We start from the raw sequence: 16,141 nt of genomic DNA, 5'->3' as shown, positions 1-16,141 counted from the left end.
CTCTTCATCGCAATTATTCATCTCTTTCTCTTCTCTTTCTCTGTGTTCTCTGCGTTCTCTGCGGTTAAATCATTCCGATCCAACAAAGGAGGATTATTCTGTGTCAATGCCTTCCCACAGTTCAGAAAGCGGCACAGTCTGCCCTGTCATTGCTTCGTGCCATCCTTGACGAAAACACTCTTCTGCTGACTTCAGTGGTTCACTATCAGAAATAACAGTGACGCGAACTGTATGGCCAGCTAGTTCTGAAGCATGGGTAAGAATTTCTTCCCATGCTCCCTCTAGTTCTAGTATTTGTCGTGTCATTTTTTTTGATTTAAATTTTTAACCGTCTGAACGATCGCTACCCTCTTGATCTTGTATTTCTTCAGGAATAATGGCATCATTCAACTGACTGATAATTTGTATAATTTGTTCTGCTGAAATATCCACTTGTTCTGATTTTGCATAAATACTCATCAAGAAGATTGCTGTAGGCATCCGAACGTAATATATTAGTCGATAGCCAGCACTTTTGCCCTTTTTGATATCGGTGTTTTTGACTCGCACCTTAAACACAATATCATTAATTCCCGGTATTCGATTTCCCGGCAATTCTCCAACTTGAAGTTGTTCAACAATTGGCTGAACGTCAGAGCGAATGTGGCGGTACTTTTTGGACAGTGCGCGTAAATTGCGCTTAAATTCATCCGCAAAGTACACATTAATTGAAGAAGACTCACTCTGCATCAATACCTTCCCACAGTTCCGATACAGGTCTAGTTTTTCCTGTCTTTATTTCGAGCCATGCTTGCCGAAAGCTCTCTTCTGGAGATGGGAGTGCCTCTTCATCTTCGTTAGCAAGAACGATGATGCGGACTCGCCGACCGGCAAATTTTGCAGCTTGGGCGAGAATTTCTTCCCACGTTCCCTCTAGTTCTAACACTTGTGCTGTCATTTTTTTGATGGAATTGTGACTAAGTTTATTTTAGCATAGAAAGAAGTGCGATCGAGTACAATGACAGTAGCTTAAGGAATTATGGAGAAGAATTTAGAATTACTTTAATACCTTTTTCCAATCTCTTAATTTCCGTCCATTGCGAATCAATCCAGGCTCTTTCAGCCTGACGTTGTGCAGGTGTTTCTTGCTGATATCTATCTTGCTTTTCCAGAAATTCATTGTAAAATCTCAGGGCTTTAACTAAAGCTCTACTTCCATGGTATAATCTGTCATCAAAGATTGAATTGATGAAATTATAAATCGCGGTTGAAACCTGCTTTTTAAAATTTACAACCTCTTCCCAAAAAAGATCGCCTAAACTGTGGCTAATCTTTACTGGTATTTTCAAGGAATGGAGTGAAGTAGCCGAAATTAGGAGACGGCAGTGCCCATAGGTGTCAACTTAAGCTGTCAGCGCATTAAGTCTGTTAGTCATCCCGCCAGTCCGACAGGGGTTTAAACCCCTGTCTCATAGAAGACAGTCGGTTGAAACCGACTGAATATTTGCCTGAAACCAATACAGATCAATTAACTCTTCAGTCCTCTTTGAGAGGACTTTCGCTATGAGACAGGGAATTCATTCCCTGTCGGACTATTGGTTTTACCTTAAGTTGACACCAATGGGCAGTGCCGTGTCCCTACAATATTTTGGGTAGGGACACGGCATTGCCCATTAGTGTCAACTTAACGTCAAACCCAGTCAGAGACTGTTGTTTGACTATTAAGCCTAGATCCCCCCTAGCCCCCCTTAAGAAGGGGGGGACAGGAGTCTTCTCAAAGTCCCCCTTCTTAAGGGGGATTTAGGGGGATCTGGACTAGGATATAAACGAGATTTTTCAAGGCTTTCAGGCTTAAGTTGACACTAATGGGCATTGCCGTCTCCTCTATATCATTCCGGTTCAACCGGAATTGATATTACTCAACTCTTCATTTCAAATAAGGTGTTTTGTTAACAACCAAAGTCTCTAGAATGCCTTTAAACATGGTTACGACAATTTGGCGATCGTTATCTCTGACAAATATATCGTAATTGGGACTTGAATTAATCTCAATTAACCAGTAATCGCCATTTTGGTCGATCGCAATATCAAAGCCACCATAAGTAACGTTGATTTCCGCAAACACTGGCTGCACAAAGCTTTCAATCTCTGAGAGAATCTTTGAATCACTTATATGCTGAGCTTTTGCTCCCTCCCAGTGCAGTGGGCTTAAATTACCCATAAATTTAGCGCCTAATTTATCTTTTTCATAGAGCAGAACTAGCTTTTGATTGCTAAAAACCGCCCGATATTCATGGCGAATATCAATGTAATCTTGAGCTAGGCAAACATAGTCATAATCTTTGCTATTGACATTAAATACTGTTTCAATAGCTGCTTGAATTTGCTCCGGGGTTTCACACAGGAACACATTGTTTCCAGCGGAACCTCGATTTCTTTTGATAATCAGGGGCAATGAAAATAATTTACTCACCTCTGTGGCAATTTCTTGACATTTTTGAATTTTCAAATATTCTCGATATTTTGACTCGCAAAAAGGAGATAAAAAACCCATTGTTTTTGGGGTTTTAATTTTACCATTCAACAGTTGATAGGTATATTCTTTATCTTTAAATATTTGGACTATGGGTGCGCTATTAAACGGTGTAATATAATTTACAAAGTAATAGTATTGACCAGAATGTTGAATTCTGATTAAGTTTTGGTTGGGGGCAAGAATTTCATAATTGATATTTAACTGTTGACAAGCTTCAAGCACCAGACTGATATTAGTTAGCATAATGTTAAGTGGAAGGAAAAAACTATTCTCAATGCCCGATGCCCAATGCCCAATGCCCAATATCCTACAATGAGATTAGCCCGATCGCACAATCTGATCCCTACACACCCGAAAATCGATCGCACTGGGGGGAAAATCGCCCTGAGTCTGGGCAGGATTCCGAAAATAGCCAAAAGTTAAGAGTAGAATAGTCCAAGAGCCGATCGCTCGATCGTAGTCTACAGCGAAATATGACCCCACCGCAGCCGCCCCACAAACCTCGAACCGTCTTGGGTGCTATTACTCAAGCAGTCCAGACTATCGCCAAGGTTAATTTTAACCAGCTAGTGCTGAAACCGAATGCCAAAGTCCCCGAACTATGGGTGCAGGATGCCGGTGCTACCAAGGCCGAGGTTTATCCGCTATTGGGCGATCGATATCTTTTAGGTCGATCGTCCAAATCCTCTGATATTGTCATTCGCAATGCCGTAGTCAGCCACCTACATTTATCCCTATCACGGGATACGACGCGCCGCACTCCTTTTGTCATCAAAGACGAAGGTTCTACCAACGGAATTTACCGCGGCAAAAGGCGAATTCAAAGTATGTCCCTGCGTCACGGCGATGTATTTACTTTAGGGCCACCAGAACTCGCCGCTGCTGTCAGAATTCAGTACATAGATCCGCCACCTTTGTATTCAGAAATTTTGCGCTACAGCTTTTATGGAATCAGCGGTGTCACGGCTTTAATCGGGATGGCGATCGGCATTGAATCGACCAAATTTCAAGTACGTCCTCTGCCGAGAAGTGTCAACGGGCCAGTGATTGTGTACGCCCGTGATGGTCAAACTCCCCTGCGTCCTCCTCAAAATAATGCTCACTTAGAATTAAAGAAATTACCCGATTTTTCTCCTTATTTAGCCAAGGCAGTCATGGCTTCAGAAGACAGTCGCTACTACTGGCATTTAGGAGTAGATCCCATCGGCGTTTTGCGTGCACTTTTAACCAATTTTCGTGGAGGAGGAATTCGCGAAGGAGGTAGCACTCTGACACAGCAATTAGCTAGGAGTTTGTTTCGAGATTATGTGGGGACTCAAGATTCCGCGGGGCGCAAATTTCGAGAAGCAGTAGTTGCATTAAAGTTAGAAAGTTATTACAGTAAAGACGAGCTATTGCTGACTTATTTGAACCGGGTGTTTTTGGGAATTGACCTTTACGGTTTTGAGGACGCATCTCGGTTTTATTTTGGCAAATCTGCCAAGGATTTGAGTTTGTCAGAAGCGGCAACTTTAGCGGGAATTTTGCCTGCTCCCAATAGTTTTAACCCGATTCAAAATTATCAGTTGGCGGTGCAGTATCGCGATCGCGTAATCGAACGGATGCGGGCGATGGGTACAATTTCTCAGGAAGAAGCCGATCGCGCGAGGCGATCGCGAATTGAGATCAACCCAAAAGCGCGGGAATTTTTGCAAAGTACGATCGCTCCTTATTTCTACAGTTATGTATTTGACGAATTAGAATTTTTACTGGGGGAACAGTTAGCCAGAGAAGGTAATTTTATTGTAGAAACAGGCTTAAATCCCACACTCCAAAAAGTAGCAGAAAGTTCCCTCAGAAATGCTGTAGAAAATACAGGAGCAAGGGATGGTTTTTCCCAAGGAGCCCTGGTAACTCTCAACACAGCCACTGGCGAAGTATTAGCTTTAGTTGGCGGTGTCAGTTATCTACAAAGTCAGTTTAACCGAGCTACCCAAGCCTTGAGACAACCAGGTTCTACCTTTAAGATTTTCACCTATGCAGCCGCCCTAGAACGGGGAATTTCCGCCAATAAAGGTTACTCCTGCGAACCCCTTTCTTGGGGCGGACAAAGTTACAGTGGCTGCGAAAGAACTAGCGGTAGTGCAGATATGTATCGGGGTTTAGCACAGTCAGAAAACGCCATTGCTTTGCGAGTAGCCCAAGATGTTGGTTTAGATAATGTAGTGCGAATGGCCAAGCGTTTAGGAATCACTTCTCCCTTGCGTTCAACCCCTGGATTAGTATTAGGTGAAAGTGAAGTTAACGTATTGCAATTAACCGGGGCTTTTGGGGTTTTAGCCAATCGGGGCTTGGGCAATCGCCCCCATGTAATCAAGCGAATTATTGATAGCAGCGATTGCGAAGATAGAAAAAACTTTAAGAATTGTCGCGTGGTTTATGACTATCAAAAAGATGGAGTTGCCAATCAGCAATTAGTTTCGGAAGTCGTAGCAGATACCATGACAGATATGCTGCAAGGAGTGGTGCGGGGAGGTACTGGTAGCAGTGCGGCTTTGGGCTTGGGAGAAGCGGGCAAAACTGGCACAACTAATGATAACAAAGATTTGTGGTTTGTCGGTTATATTCCGAGTCAGCAATTGGTGACTGGAGTTTGGCTGGGAAATGATGATAATTCTCCAACTCAGGGAGGTAGTCGAGATGCGGCTCAATTGTGGGGGGATTATATGCGACAGGTGGCGCGTTAATCGATCGGGAGATATGAAACAGATTTGCTATAATTTCTATTATCGGTAATTGTCAAAACTTATGATCCAAGTTTCACCCAAGCTCGTAAACTTCGAGGAATTTGTGGAGTGGCTACCTGAAAATTCGACGGTACGCTACGAATTGCATAACGGAGATATTGTTGAGATGGCACAACCAGTAGGCGAACACGAGGAAGTTACAGGCTTTCTGACAATCAAAATTTCCGCTCAAATCGATCGTCTGGGATTGCCATACAGTATCCCCAACAAAGTGATAGTTAGACCTCCTGAAAAAGATTCTGGTTATTTCCCTGATGTGTTGGTGCTGAATCGTGCAAATGTGGTAAACGAAACATTGTGGAAAAAACAATCTATCCTCAGTTTTGGTGCATCGATACCTTTGGCGATCGAGGTTGTGTCAACCAATTGGCGCGATGATTACTATTTAAAATATGCTGATTATGAGGAGATGGGTATTCCTGAATATTGGATTGTGGATTATGCTGCGTTGGGTGGACGTAGTTTTATTGGCAATCCGAAACAACCGACTATTTCTGTGTGTAACTTGGTTGATGGTGAATATCAAGTCCTCAAGTTTCGAGATAATGACCGGATTGTGTCGCAAGCTTTTCCCGATTTGAATTTGACTGCAAATCAGATTTTTGGAGCTGGTTTAGTGTAAATTGGGATTTTTTTTACCGCAGAGGGCGCAGAGGGCGCAGAGTAAGATAAGAGAGGGATGACTCAATCCGATCTCTGTCAATTTGAGATCGGAATATTGATATATGGATCACAACAATCCGCGATAACGGATAAATACTAACATTACTGCCCAGGAACCCAAGGCGACTTTGAGTGCAACTATGATATTGAGTAAGGGGAGAATGCCGCCGCTTAAAAGCGTGCCTAATTCTCCGTGGGGTAACTCATATCCAGACAGAGTGATTACTGAGAGTACAATAAAAACCAGTACGGAAACTTTCTCCCAAGTCGCGGCGTGCCACTTTTTGTATATGTCTTGCATCGCCTGGGGTGATGAGGTAATGGCGATGAGTCCGATCGCGGTTCCGCCCGCTACACCGGCTGCAAAACCACCGCCGGGACTTAAGTGCCCGCGAATTGCTAATTCTACACCCACCAATGCCGCAATTGTTGCTCCCAATCGTGCCAAAATAATCGATGGTCGATCGGTAAATTGATAAATCGCGCAGGACGGCTGTTCATTGGCGAGTAGATAACTTGCGCCCAAAATGGCGATCGTAAATACTACGACTTCAAAAATGGTATCGTATAATCGGTTTCGCAAAATGATACCCGAAACCGCATTGGATACTCCACTATCTTGGACAACCAATTCGACGATGGAACTTTGCTGCGATAATAATAAGTCGCCTGTTGGATTAGCAATAAGCAGCATTTTCACAAACAGCGCTATTCCAGCTACAATGTAAACCCATTTCATCAATGATTCTCCTCTATCTCTGGTGTATTCACATAGGTTAGGGTTGTCCGTGGTGATGCAAGTTCCGTTTGCATGATGTCATAGACGCGCCGAACTCTAATTACGGTGTTATAAGGTTGCACTTCGCCACTTTGTTCTAGTTGTTCTTGTGGGGAACAAACAGCATGAACTTCTTTTTCCATCAGCGCCCGCTCTAATGCTTGTGGAGTCGCATAGGGAACCAATTCCAGACGCATATGGCGTTTCTTGAAAACTGCACGAATGTCATCTATCACTTGCTGAAAATGACCTGTTTTTTTGTCATCTGAGACAGCATCATTCTCTATCCCACCTTGGATGACACCCAGACGCAGCACCAGGGATGAACGCACCGTCACTGCATAAAGTGTAATCGCCAGTAGGGTACCCATCAACGCTTCGGTTAAGCCCACATCCCCCGCGCCCAAGATTGTATATACCAAAGCTGCGATCGCCCCCAATACACCTCGCAGCAGCAATGCGTGGTATGGATTGACCTGAAACACCAGCATACCAGCAGCTAACGGGAGCAGAGCGACGAGGACATAAATATAGCTGTTATCGTTCATAGTTACTCCCTGCATTGGAACAATAGGCTAATACATATCCCAGCATTGTATTCCATATTGCTAAGCAAATGAGGGCAAGAATTAACAGAGGCCATTTACTGGGTATTTTCAGTAACAATCCAACAACAATCAACATCGAGCCAAGGGTATCTGCTACCGAAAGACTGTGAAGTTTATATAAAACCGATCGCTTCCCCAGCAGATAAGAAGTACCCCAAAACCAGAAGAAAATTCCTATACCGATGCAGGTATAACTCAAAACATCTATTACAATCATGCGTCACTAATACGTTTAATTATTTGTGCCAACAACATCAATCCAGCATTACCAACACTGAGGATAATCGCCGCTACCACACCGATCATCCAATCATCGCGCCAGACAGATATAACCAGAGCAATGATTGCCGCCTTAGTTGAAATACTAGCAAAAGCCAACATTGTCTGCCAGATATCATCATCTTTCCATACCTCATACATCGGTATGAGCAGAGCCAAAATCATCAAAATCAAAATCAAGTTGTTCAAGTTCTGCAATTATCTACCCTCCTAACTTAGCCCCATAAAAACTAGAAATTTCCCTCTTCTCTTCCTCTGCGCCCTCTGCGCCCTCTGCGGTAAAAAAAATCCTCAAAAAACATCAGCTAATTACTAGAAGTCCGTCGCACCCGGTGCACTTCGTAAAAACCCTCTTCGTGGTAATTCACAACAATTGTTTTCGGCGTAAAAGTAATCAAAAACACATCAAGGAAGATTAACAAGGGCGATCGATGATTTGGTACTTTCTCCATAATCACATCTTCATGTCTGTGGGGACGGAAGATGAGTTCAAAGGCTTCTATATAAGCTATGGGAATCGCCATCAAGATTTTACCAAATACATCAAACCACTCCTTTAAAGGTTCTGGGGGTGCGTAGCTGCGAGGTAATAGAAAAGCTATGACAATACCGATCGCAATATTTGCCAAACTAAAATCCGCAGTCAGTAAAAACCAGATGCTCAATCTTAATATGAGATGTCCAATCATTTTGATAATGCCATCCAGAATAGTATAAGTGGAATTAGACTCATAAAACCGACCAAATGATCGAATTCTTCTAGGATACGTGGCAGTTTGATTGCCGTGCGTTGAAAAATCAAGAAATAGGCTAACCAACCAACAGCGATAGTGGCGATCGCCTTCAGCATATTTTCCAGCGTATAAGCGTCAACATAAAAAGCATTAGCTGCCATCAATCCACCCAGCAACAGCAACACAGCAGCCCAAAAACCTGGTTTTGCTTCCCCTTGGCCACCACGGGGTAGAAAGATGAACTTAGCAAAGGAAATTGCCGTTCCCACTGCGGCGACATTCATCGCGATCGCTTGCCAAGGTAATAAACTTTTCATCGTCAAAACTTTGGCCCCAAAGCCAACCAAAAAGGGGAAGCCAGAGATTGATAAGCTAGCAATAACTAAAGCAATCCAGATTTTGAGTTCGATCGGCTTCTGTTTCAATTCTTTCAGATTCCGGCTCGGTAACGAGCCAGCAATCAAAAACAGCGAAGATTTGACCAAACCGTGTGCCAGGGCATAAAAGCCGCCCACTTCCGGTGCAGCGAGAATAAAGCCCAACTGCGAAACCGTGTGAAAAGCCAACATCCGTTTGCTATCTTTTTCTAAAACGGCACAGAACACGCCCATTAGCGCCGTCCCGACCCCGAAAATCTCTACAATGGGAGCCACCTCATCCACCATGAGGGCGCAGCGCACGAGGGGATATACCCCCGCTTTCACCACAATTCCTGATAGCAAAGCCGACACCGGTGTTTCAGCTTCCGAGTGAGTTAACGGTAGCCATAGCCCCGATACAAACACACCTCCTTTCACCAAAAGTCCCATAAAAATCAGAGCGATCGCCTCTGGGGGGGCTTTTGCTAATCCTGCAAAACTAAACGAATGACTTGCTTGATAAACCAGCACAGCACCGATTAGATAAAATAGCATTGCCGTGTTGCTAATAAATAGATAGCGCAAAGCTACCCAAATAGAGCGATCGGTTCGAGGATAGGAAATCAACAGAAAAGCCGCAATCCCGCTGACTTCTAATCCGACATATAAACTGATAAAATCCGTAGAGGCAAAGGCGGCATTTAGACTGCCATGCACCATCAGAATCTGTGCATAAAAAAATGCCGACTTATCTGTGGGCCAACAGTAGAGAACAACCGCCGCCGTGACTAGGGCATTGGTTAAGATAAAATAGCCGCTCAAGCTATCGACTAACAAAGTCACGCTGAAATTATTTAGTAACTCCAGCGTCACTGCTGACGGCATTGCAAAAAGCTGGAATGCAAAAGCAGCAGATACAATCGCTCCTAATAGGGCGAGATACTTGTCAAGCTTGGGCATCAAATAAATGATAAACCCGATAAAAAACGGAAATGTAATCCAGGCGATCGTCAGGGTATTCATCTAAAAAACTTCGGTAGTTTGGGAAACCCCATCTTTGCAAGAGCGGGGAGTATTAATGAGTGTCTCTGCAAGAGCGGGGAGTATTAATTAGTGTTATTCATCTCAATTTCGTGAGATTCCAATGTCGGATTATCTCGTGCCAGCTTCATCACCCCTACCAGCATTAAAGCTTGAATCGAAAAGCCGATGACGATCGCCGTTAAGATCACCGCCTGGGGAACCGGATCGGCGTAGGGGACATCTTTGCCTTTTGCAATAATTGGTGTCAGCCAGCCATCTCGCGCTGCTACTACCACATAATAGGCGATCACCCCTGTGCTCATGACATCCATGCAGACGATTTTCATGATCAGGTTTTTTTTCAAAATTATACCAAAAAAGCCGCAAAATACTGTTGCCAATACCAATGCTTCTAACATGGAAATTGCCTGTTGGATAAAGAGTTTTTCGGGTTATATTGGAACTCAAGTAGATTATTTCTAATTGCGTCCAGGATTTATCATAATTGGTATCATGTACCTAAAGCAAGAGATTTTCTCAGTTCAACTCTGCATCGGCGGAGCAATCGCGCTCGCAACAGGGATTAAGCGGGCCCAAATTCAATAAATTCAATCATTCCGCAAAGCTGCGATCGGATCTAAGCGCGCCGCATTCCTCGCCGGAAGCACCCCAGCCAATAAGCCCACAGTAAAAGATAGCCCAAAACCCGCCGCGATCGACCATACTGAAATCACAAACGGGAACTTAAACACTGTCGCAGCCCCAAAGGCGATCGCAATTCCCAACCCAATACCCGCCGTACCCCCCACCGTCGAAACCAAAACCGATTCAGCCATGAATTGAATCAGAATAGCCGCATTAGTCGCACCTACAGCTTTCCGAATCCCAATTTCCTTAGTCCGCTCCACCACAGACACCAACATAATATTAGCAATACCAATGCCGCCAACTACCAGAGAAATTCCAGCAATCGCCACCACCATCACCGTAAACAAACCTACCACATTGCTAAAAGTATTAACAATATCAACTTGATTAATCACTCGAAAATCATCCGGTTGTGGCGGATAAATATTATGACGTAAACGCAAGATATTTTCTACTTGAAATTGAGCATCGGCTAAATCAGACTCCCCGGTAGTTTGCAACCAAAAACCAGAAATAGCAATTCCCGATAAAGAATTTCTACCCACAATCCGAGCCGACATATTTTTCAGGGGAACATACACGCGATCGTCCTGATCCGTACCCCCTACCGACCCCTTGGGTTCCATCACTCCAATCACCTTATAGCGGTTTCCCTGAATGCGAACATCAGCAGATAGCGCATTAGCCCCAACTCCAAAAAGGTCATCTCGCACCTTAGAACCGAGGACAACTACTGGCTCAGCAGCATTCAATTCATCCTCATTAAAAAACCGTCCAGCTTGAGGTTGAATATTCTTAACATCAGGATAATTCAAATCAGTTCCCAAAATAGCAGTAAACGAATTTTGCCCGCCATAAACAACTTGCACGCTTCGCTGCAAAAAAGCGGAAATCGCCTTAACTGCCGGTGCTTGGAGGCCGATCGCCCTAGCGTCATCCCATGTCACAGTAGAAGCAGAACCACTACCCTGACTGACACCACCCGATCGCGAAGCACCAGATAAAACCAATAAAACATTAGTACCCAAAGCCTTCAACTGTTCCTCAGTAGACTTTTGTACTCCTTGGCCCACCGAAGTAATCGCAATCACAGAAGATATGCCAATAATTACCCCAAGCATCGTCAAACTGGTGCGCAATTTATTATTCCATAGCGCTTCTGTGGCCATGAATACAATTTGAATGTTGGAGATTTTGTTGATAACTGGCGGGGTTTTTAATTTCATATTATTTGTTATTAGTTATTTGTTATTAGTTGTTTGTTATTTGGTGGCAACTTCTAATAATTATGCCTAAATTTCACCCTAATTTATCACCTGATGATGCAACCGGAAACGATATGATTTGTGGCACAGTCCGCCGGGGGTTGAAACCCCCGTCTCATAGAAGACAGTCGGTTGAAACCGACTGAAAATTAATCTAAAACCGATGTACATCAACTAACTCTTCAGTCCTCTTTCAGAGGACTTTCGCTATGAGACAGGGATTTCAATCCCTGTCGGACTCTGCGACGAACCAGCTAGCCCCGACTGCGCGGACTGACAACTAACGCAAGCGAGTTCCACCCCCCGGTTGCAAACCCGGAATCCCCCCCGATGATGGACTTTGAGATTTCTGCCGCAAGCCAGGGGGTAAACTAATAAAAACCTTTTCAGTTCCCTGCAAGCCCGATCGCACTTCCGTCTGATCATCAACCGTCATCCCCGTCTTAATCGGCACAAACTGAGGCTTCCCATCTTCACCACCCGTAACATACACCCCCGTTTCCTTTCTTTGGCGAACAATTGCCGCAGTCGGGACAACCAAAACATCTTTCAATTCACCGGCTTTAAACTCCACATTCACATTCATTCCCGATCGCAACAATTTCTTTTCATCATCAACAATCGAAGCTTTCACCTCAAAACTGGTAACATTTTGCTGAACGATCGACTGAGGTGAAATTTGGCTAACTTTACCTGTAAAAGTCTGTCCGGGATAAGCATCAGCTTGAATAGATGCACTTTGGCCAATACGGATTTGAGCAATATTGCTTTCTGCCACATTAGCCACAACCTGATTTTTTGAAGCTAAGGACAAAATCGAAGAAGAAGTCGCCGAAGACACCGCACTACCAGCCGTTGTTGGGGTGACAAAAGCCCCCGGATCGGCATATTTCCGAGTCACAATACCGCTGAAAGGAGCGCGAATTTTCGTATCGTTAATCAGGGCTTGCACGGTTTGGAGACTGCCTTTGGCGGAGAGAACTTGGGCCCGCGCTTGGGCGATATCTTCCGGGCGAGAACCGGCTTGAATTAGCGCCAAAGCTTGCTGTTTTTGCTCCAATGCTGCTTCAGCAGCGGCGATATCTTCCGGGCGCGCCCCCACTCGCACTCCAGCCAAAGCTTGCCGTTTTTGCTCCACTGTGGCCCGCGCTTGGGCGATCTCTTCCGGGCGAGAACCGGCTTGAATTAGGGCCAAAGCTTGCTGTTTTTGTTCAACGGCGGCCCGCGCTTGGGCAATCTCTTCCGGGCGCGAACCAGCTCGCAGCAAGGCTACAGCTTGTTGGGCTTGTCTGACTTGAGTTTGAGCTCGATCGCGCGCCGTGCGAGAAGTATTCACAATTTGGAGAGCAATCGCTCCTGATGTATAGAGTGCTTGATTTCTCTGAAAGTCTTCTTCTGCCTGATTTTTGGCATATTCTGCATCCCTGAGTTTAGATTCAGCTTGGGCGATATCTTCGGGGCGATTACCCTTGAGCAATTTTTGGAGAGTTGCTTGTTGTTCGGCTAATTGCGCTTGGGCGACGGCAATATCCTGACTGCGACTACCGTTGAGTAATTTTTCAAGACTAGCTTGTTGTTCGGTTAGTTGGGCTTGGGCGACGGCAATATCCTGACTGCGACTACCGTTGAGCAATTTTTCAAGACTAGCTTGTTGTTCGGCTAATTGCGCCTTGGCGACGGCAATATCTTCGGCTCGATTACCATTGAGTAATTTTTGCAAGTTGGCTTCGGCTGAGGCTAGTTGTCCGCGATTTTGCGTAAGTTGCCCTTGGAGGTTGGAATCATCCATTTGCGCCAGAATTTGCCCTTTTTCAACGCTGTCTCCTTCTTTGACGAGCAAACTTTTGAGCACTCCTGATGTTTTGGGGCTGACATTAACGCTGCGTTCGGGTACTATTGTGCCGTTTGCTGAAATGGCGATGGGTAAATTCACTCTTTCTACAGCAACGGTTTTTTCCTTGCGCCTGCTTTCCCGGCTGGATTTGACTGTGAGTTGGGTGTAAGCTGTGTAGCCAACTCCTGCAAGCAATCCGGTGGCGAGGAACCCGATTAACCACGGAGTCAGCCCTTTTTTAATTTGAAAGTGCTTTATTAAGTACATATAAGTTAGACCGATCGGGCGTCTGTTTACTTTAGACCGATCGGGAACACAAAACGTTCAATTTAATTGATGATTTTTTTGGTTGAGCGATCGACCTCGCAGTAAATTTTCCGCAATATTACTTAATAAAACTCCCCATCTTCATCAAAAATTTATTTAAACAGGTATTTTTCAGCAAAACTTTACAGATATGCTCTGAAAATACTGTTAGATTTGCTACAAGTGGATGTCACCGTCACCAACAGTGACAATGAAACTCCGGGAATTACAGTTAATCCGACGGCGGGGTTGACTACTGGTGAAGATGGCATCAGCGCAACCAGTGACAGTAACTGGGGTTAATGATAGCATCGCTGACGGGAATATTGACTACAAATGACTTAGAGAACAATACTACCATCAGGCATCATAGTTTTGGTCAAAATAGCTTCCGACAAATTTGCTCCTTTCAAATTTGCTCCTCTCAGATTCGCCCCCGCCAAATTAGCTCCCCTCAAGTCAGCTTTGCCAAGGTTTGTCCACCGTAAATCAGCGCCTTTCAACAAGGCAAAACTCAGATTAGCCCTAAAAAGATAAGCTCCCGTTAAGTGAGCTTCCACGAGATTAGCTTTATAGAAATTAGCACTATAAAAATGCGCCTCAATCAACTCTGCTTGAGTGAGATTGGCTTGACTCAGATTAGCATTATTCAGGTTGGCTCCCGTCGCATTAACTCCACACATCACCGTACCGATTAAGCTAGCATCTGCTAAATCGGTATTTTGGAGATTAGCAGCGCTCATATCTGCCCCGATTAAATTTGCCAGACTCAAATCGGCTCCTCTCAAGTCGGCTTCCTGGAGGTTGGTTCCAGTTAAATTAGCTTTGACTAAGTTAGTTTCCAGCAGTTGGGTACGCGCTAGATTTCCTAGACTGAGATTAGCTTCAGTGAGGTTGGCTGCAATCAATTTAGCTTTGAATAAGTCGATTTTAAACAGGTTAGATCGCCCAAGATGCGCGCCTCGCAGATTGGCTTCTGCCAGGTTGGCTTCACTCAGGTCAGGTTCGATATTTGGGTGAATATTTCTCCATTCAATCCAGGTTACAGCACCCAGTTTCAACAGTGCCAAATGCTCTTTATTTGCCATAATTACTCTCCTTTAATGGCTATTCTTTTCGTCCAAAAATTGCTGGATTGTCCCGCCCGGCCACACCTTCAATTGCCGCAATTGCCGCCTGGGAACCTGCGATAATATCTCGTTCTGCTCCGCCTAGGTACAGCCGTCCAAAACTGCCTACAGCCTGAACCTCTAGAATATTAATAGATGCGCCTTTTTCGGCTTCATTTGCCGCTAGTGCAGCATAGGCTGCCGGTTCTACTTCTAATACGTAAAGCGTTTGTCCCGCCAGCAGTAATTGTCCCCGGCGGGTGCGGTTAATTAATTGCGTTTGGTGGGCGTCGATGTTGCGAATAATTTGGCTGGAAATAACTCGCGGTTTGATACATTCTTCTCTGCGAACTCCGATGAATTCTAGAATCGCTTTCCCCGCAGCCCTGGTTTCCCCCTGCTGGCTTGAATGCACTTCCAGAAGGCCGTACAAGCGTTCGACTATCTGCACTCCAGGGCGCACGGACGCGGATTTGAGGGCGACATCGGTAATTCGGTTAATTTCGATACCGGGCGAGATTTCGATCCACAGCGACGCATCCCCCGGTAGCGGCAAGAATCCGGCCGCGACAGTACCTATGTATGCTGCGTGCTGTGGCTGTAGGTTGTCTAGAAAGACGTAGCTGCGTAGCTCTATGCCCAAAAGTTTTTATCTCCGTCGATCGATCTGCAACTGTTTTCCTTGCAATATCTGAGTGTACCGCACGGTTGACTTGTTTTCTTCCTTGTCCCATCAGATTTCCATACCCCCTCTATCCCCTGTTGATGCTCTACACTAGGGCTCGTTCGAGTGGGAAATTGACCTATAGTAATAGCTGGAATTTACCACAGTTTATGGCTACAGGTGGATTTTACTGGAGTTGGCGATCGATATAGTAGTGATAGTTAAAGATTTTGCCCACAAAGAGCATTTTTAGTTATGAAACGTTCTGATTTATCTAAAGTTATTGGCGCAGGAATTATTGCTGCTGGTTTAGCCATTGTACCAGCTAACTTGCCTGCTGCTGCTCAGACGAATACAGCTCCTGGTACTAATAGCACTACAACTACCACAACTCCTCGCTCGGATGTTTACCGTACAGAGTCCGATCGCGATTTTGACTGGGGATGGTTGGGATTGCTCGGTTTGTCTGGTTTATTCGGTTTGATGCCCCGCAAGGAAACAAAAACTGTCAACTACACTACTACCGATCGCGACCCCTCTGTTCGCACTGAATACTAATGCTACTTTAGT

Annotated in this window: 21 protein-coding genes; 4 read left to right on the top strand and 17 right to left on the bottom strand. The window is 44.8% G+C overall.

Annotation, left to right across the window (positions count from 1 at the left end; genetic code table 11):
- Positions 1-93: 93 nt before the first annotated feature.
- The 6 genes from AAFP11_RS06295 to AAFP11_RS06270 all read right to left on the bottom strand — a co-directional run bounded on the left by AAFP11_RS06295 (position 94) and on the right by AAFP11_RS06270 (position 2,998).
- On the bottom strand, positions 94-306 hold the full coding sequence (locus AAFP11_RS06295) for a hypothetical protein (protein WP_341736249.1): 213 nt from the start codon (positions 304-306) through the stop codon (positions 94-96).
- A gap of 18 nt (positions 307-324) precedes the next feature.
- On the bottom strand, positions 325-729 hold the full coding sequence (locus tag AAFP11_RS06290) for a type II toxin-antitoxin system RelE/ParE family toxin (protein ID WP_341736248.1): 405 nt from the start codon (positions 727-729) through the stop codon (positions 325-327).
- The gene (locus AAFP11_RS06285; RefSeq protein WP_341736247.1) at positions 719-937 is read right to left on the bottom strand and encodes a hypothetical protein; all 219 of its coding nucleotides are present in this window, start codon (positions 935-937) and stop codon (positions 719-721) included. Before AAFP11_RS06285 ends, AAFP11_RS06290 begins: the two co-directional genes overlap by 11 nt.
- Before the next feature lie 79 nt (positions 938-1,016).
- A complete protein-coding gene (locus tag AAFP11_RS06280; RefSeq protein ID WP_341736246.1) occupies positions 1,017-1,328 on the bottom strand; it encodes a hypothetical protein in 312 nt (103 codons plus the stop codon).
- Positions 1,329-1,906: 578 nt separating this feature from the next.
- Positions 1,907-2,758: a YheC/YheD family protein gene (locus AAFP11_RS06275; RefSeq protein ID WP_341736245.1), complete on the bottom strand. Its 852-nt coding sequence runs from the start codon at positions 2,756-2,758 to the stop codon at positions 1,907-1,909.
- A 75-nt stretch (positions 2,759-2,833) separates the two neighbouring features.
- Positions 2,834-2,998 (bottom strand): hypothetical protein, encoded by a 165-nt coding sequence (locus tag AAFP11_RS06270; protein WP_341736244.1) that lies wholly within the window; start codon positions 2,996-2,998, stop codon positions 2,834-2,836.
- Between AAFP11_RS06270 and AAFP11_RS06265 the strand changes: the two genes are divergently transcribed.
- Positions 2,989-5,241, top strand: coding sequence for a transglycosylase domain-containing protein (locus AAFP11_RS06265; protein ID WP_341736243.1), 2,253 nt, complete (start codon positions 2,989-2,991; stop codon positions 5,239-5,241). The genes AAFP11_RS06270 and AAFP11_RS06265 overlap by 10 nt on opposite strands.
- Positions 5,242-5,302: 61 nt before the next feature.
- Positions 5,303-5,923, top strand: coding sequence for a Uma2 family endonuclease (locus tag AAFP11_RS06260; RefSeq protein WP_341736242.1), 621 nt, complete (start codon positions 5,303-5,305; stop codon positions 5,921-5,923).
- Between the two features lie 108 nt (positions 5,924-6,031).
- Here the strand turns inward: AAFP11_RS06260 and AAFP11_RS06255 are convergent, their stop codons facing one another.
- The 9 genes from AAFP11_RS06255 to AAFP11_RS06215 form a co-directional block, all read right to left on the bottom strand.
- Positions 6,032-6,703 (bottom strand): Na(+)/H(+) antiporter subunit B, encoded by a 672-nt coding sequence (locus AAFP11_RS06255; RefSeq protein WP_341736241.1) that lies wholly within the window; start codon positions 6,701-6,703, stop codon positions 6,032-6,034.
- Positions 6,703-7,290 carry a DUF4040 domain-containing protein gene (locus tag AAFP11_RS06250; RefSeq protein ID WP_341736240.1) on the bottom strand — a complete coding sequence of 196 codons (588 nt, stop codon included), beginning with the start codon at positions 7,288-7,290 and terminating at the stop codon, positions 6,703-6,705. The genes AAFP11_RS06255 and AAFP11_RS06250 overlap by 1 nt, the downstream gene beginning before the upstream one ends.
- Positions 7,280-7,567, bottom strand: coding sequence for a monovalent cation/H(+) antiporter subunit G (locus AAFP11_RS06245; RefSeq protein ID WP_340521664.1), 288 nt, complete (start codon positions 7,565-7,567; stop codon positions 7,280-7,282). The genes AAFP11_RS06250 and AAFP11_RS06245 overlap by 11 nt, the downstream gene beginning before the upstream one ends.
- A complete protein-coding gene (locus tag AAFP11_RS06240) occupies positions 7,564-7,794 on the bottom strand; it encodes a hypothetical protein (RefSeq protein ID WP_340521673.1) in 231 nt (76 codons plus the stop codon). Before AAFP11_RS06240 ends, AAFP11_RS06245 begins: the two co-directional genes overlap by 4 nt.
- A 140-nt stretch (positions 7,795-7,934) precedes the next feature.
- A complete protein-coding gene (locus AAFP11_RS06235; protein ID WP_341736239.1) occupies positions 7,935-8,318 on the bottom strand; it encodes a Na+/H+ antiporter subunit E in 384 nt (127 codons plus the stop codon).
- A complete protein-coding gene (locus AAFP11_RS06230; protein ID WP_341736238.1) occupies positions 8,315-9,745 on the bottom strand; it encodes a cation:proton antiporter in 1,431 nt (476 codons plus the stop codon). The genes AAFP11_RS06235 and AAFP11_RS06230 overlap by 4 nt, the downstream gene beginning before the upstream one ends.
- Positions 9,746-9,828: 83 nt before the next feature.
- On the bottom strand, positions 9,829-10,164 hold the full coding sequence (locus AAFP11_RS06225; RefSeq protein ID WP_340521667.1) for a cation:proton antiporter subunit C: 336 nt from the start codon (positions 10,162-10,164) through the stop codon (positions 9,829-9,831).
- Between the two features lie 189 nt (positions 10,165-10,353).
- Entirely contained in the window at positions 10,354-11,619 is a 1,266-nt protein-coding gene (locus AAFP11_RS06220) for an ABC transporter permease (protein WP_341736237.1), read from the bottom strand.
- A 319-nt stretch (positions 11,620-11,938) separates the two neighbouring features.
- Positions 11,939-13,759, bottom strand: a complete 1,821-nt coding sequence (locus AAFP11_RS06215; protein WP_341736236.1) for an efflux RND transporter periplasmic adaptor subunit — start codon at positions 13,757-13,759, stop codon at positions 11,939-11,941.
- Positions 13,760-13,972: 213 nt separating this feature from the next.
- Between AAFP11_RS06215 and AAFP11_RS06210 the strand changes: the two genes are divergently transcribed.
- Entirely contained in the window at positions 13,973-14,101 is a 129-nt protein-coding gene (locus AAFP11_RS06210; protein WP_341736235.1) for a hypothetical protein, read from the top strand.
- Between the two features lie 38 nt (positions 14,102-14,139).
- On the opposite strand, the gene AAFP11_RS06205 is transcribed toward AAFP11_RS06210, so the two are convergent.
- Together AAFP11_RS06205 and AAFP11_RS06200 are read right to left on the bottom strand one after the other, a co-directional pair.
- On the bottom strand, positions 14,140-14,886 hold the full coding sequence (locus tag AAFP11_RS06205; protein ID WP_341736234.1) for a pentapeptide repeat-containing protein: 747 nt from the start codon (positions 14,884-14,886) through the stop codon (positions 14,140-14,142).
- A gap of 19 nt (positions 14,887-14,905) precedes the next feature.
- Complete coding sequence (locus AAFP11_RS06200; protein ID WP_341730348.1) at positions 14,906-15,550, bottom strand: hypothetical protein; 645 nt, start codon at positions 15,548-15,550, stop codon at positions 14,906-14,908.
- A gap of 276 nt (positions 15,551-15,826) precedes the next feature.
- On the opposite strand from AAFP11_RS06200, the gene AAFP11_RS06195 reads away from it, so the two are divergent.
- Positions 15,827-16,129 (top strand): WGxxGxxG family protein, encoded by a 303-nt coding sequence (locus AAFP11_RS06195; RefSeq protein ID WP_341736233.1) that lies wholly within the window; start codon positions 15,827-15,829, stop codon positions 16,127-16,129.
- The last annotated feature ends 12 nt before the right edge of the window (positions 16,130-16,141 follow it).

Origin of the sequence: Microcoleus sp. CAWBG640 (genome assembly GCF_020883015.1) — a bacterium.
Taxonomy (GTDB): Bacteria; Cyanobacteriota; Cyanobacteriia; order Cyanobacteriales; family Microcoleaceae; genus Microcoleus; species Microcoleus anatoxicus.
Note: the sequence above shows the minus strand (reverse complement) of the source record. Positions and strands in the feature narration are given on the sequence as shown.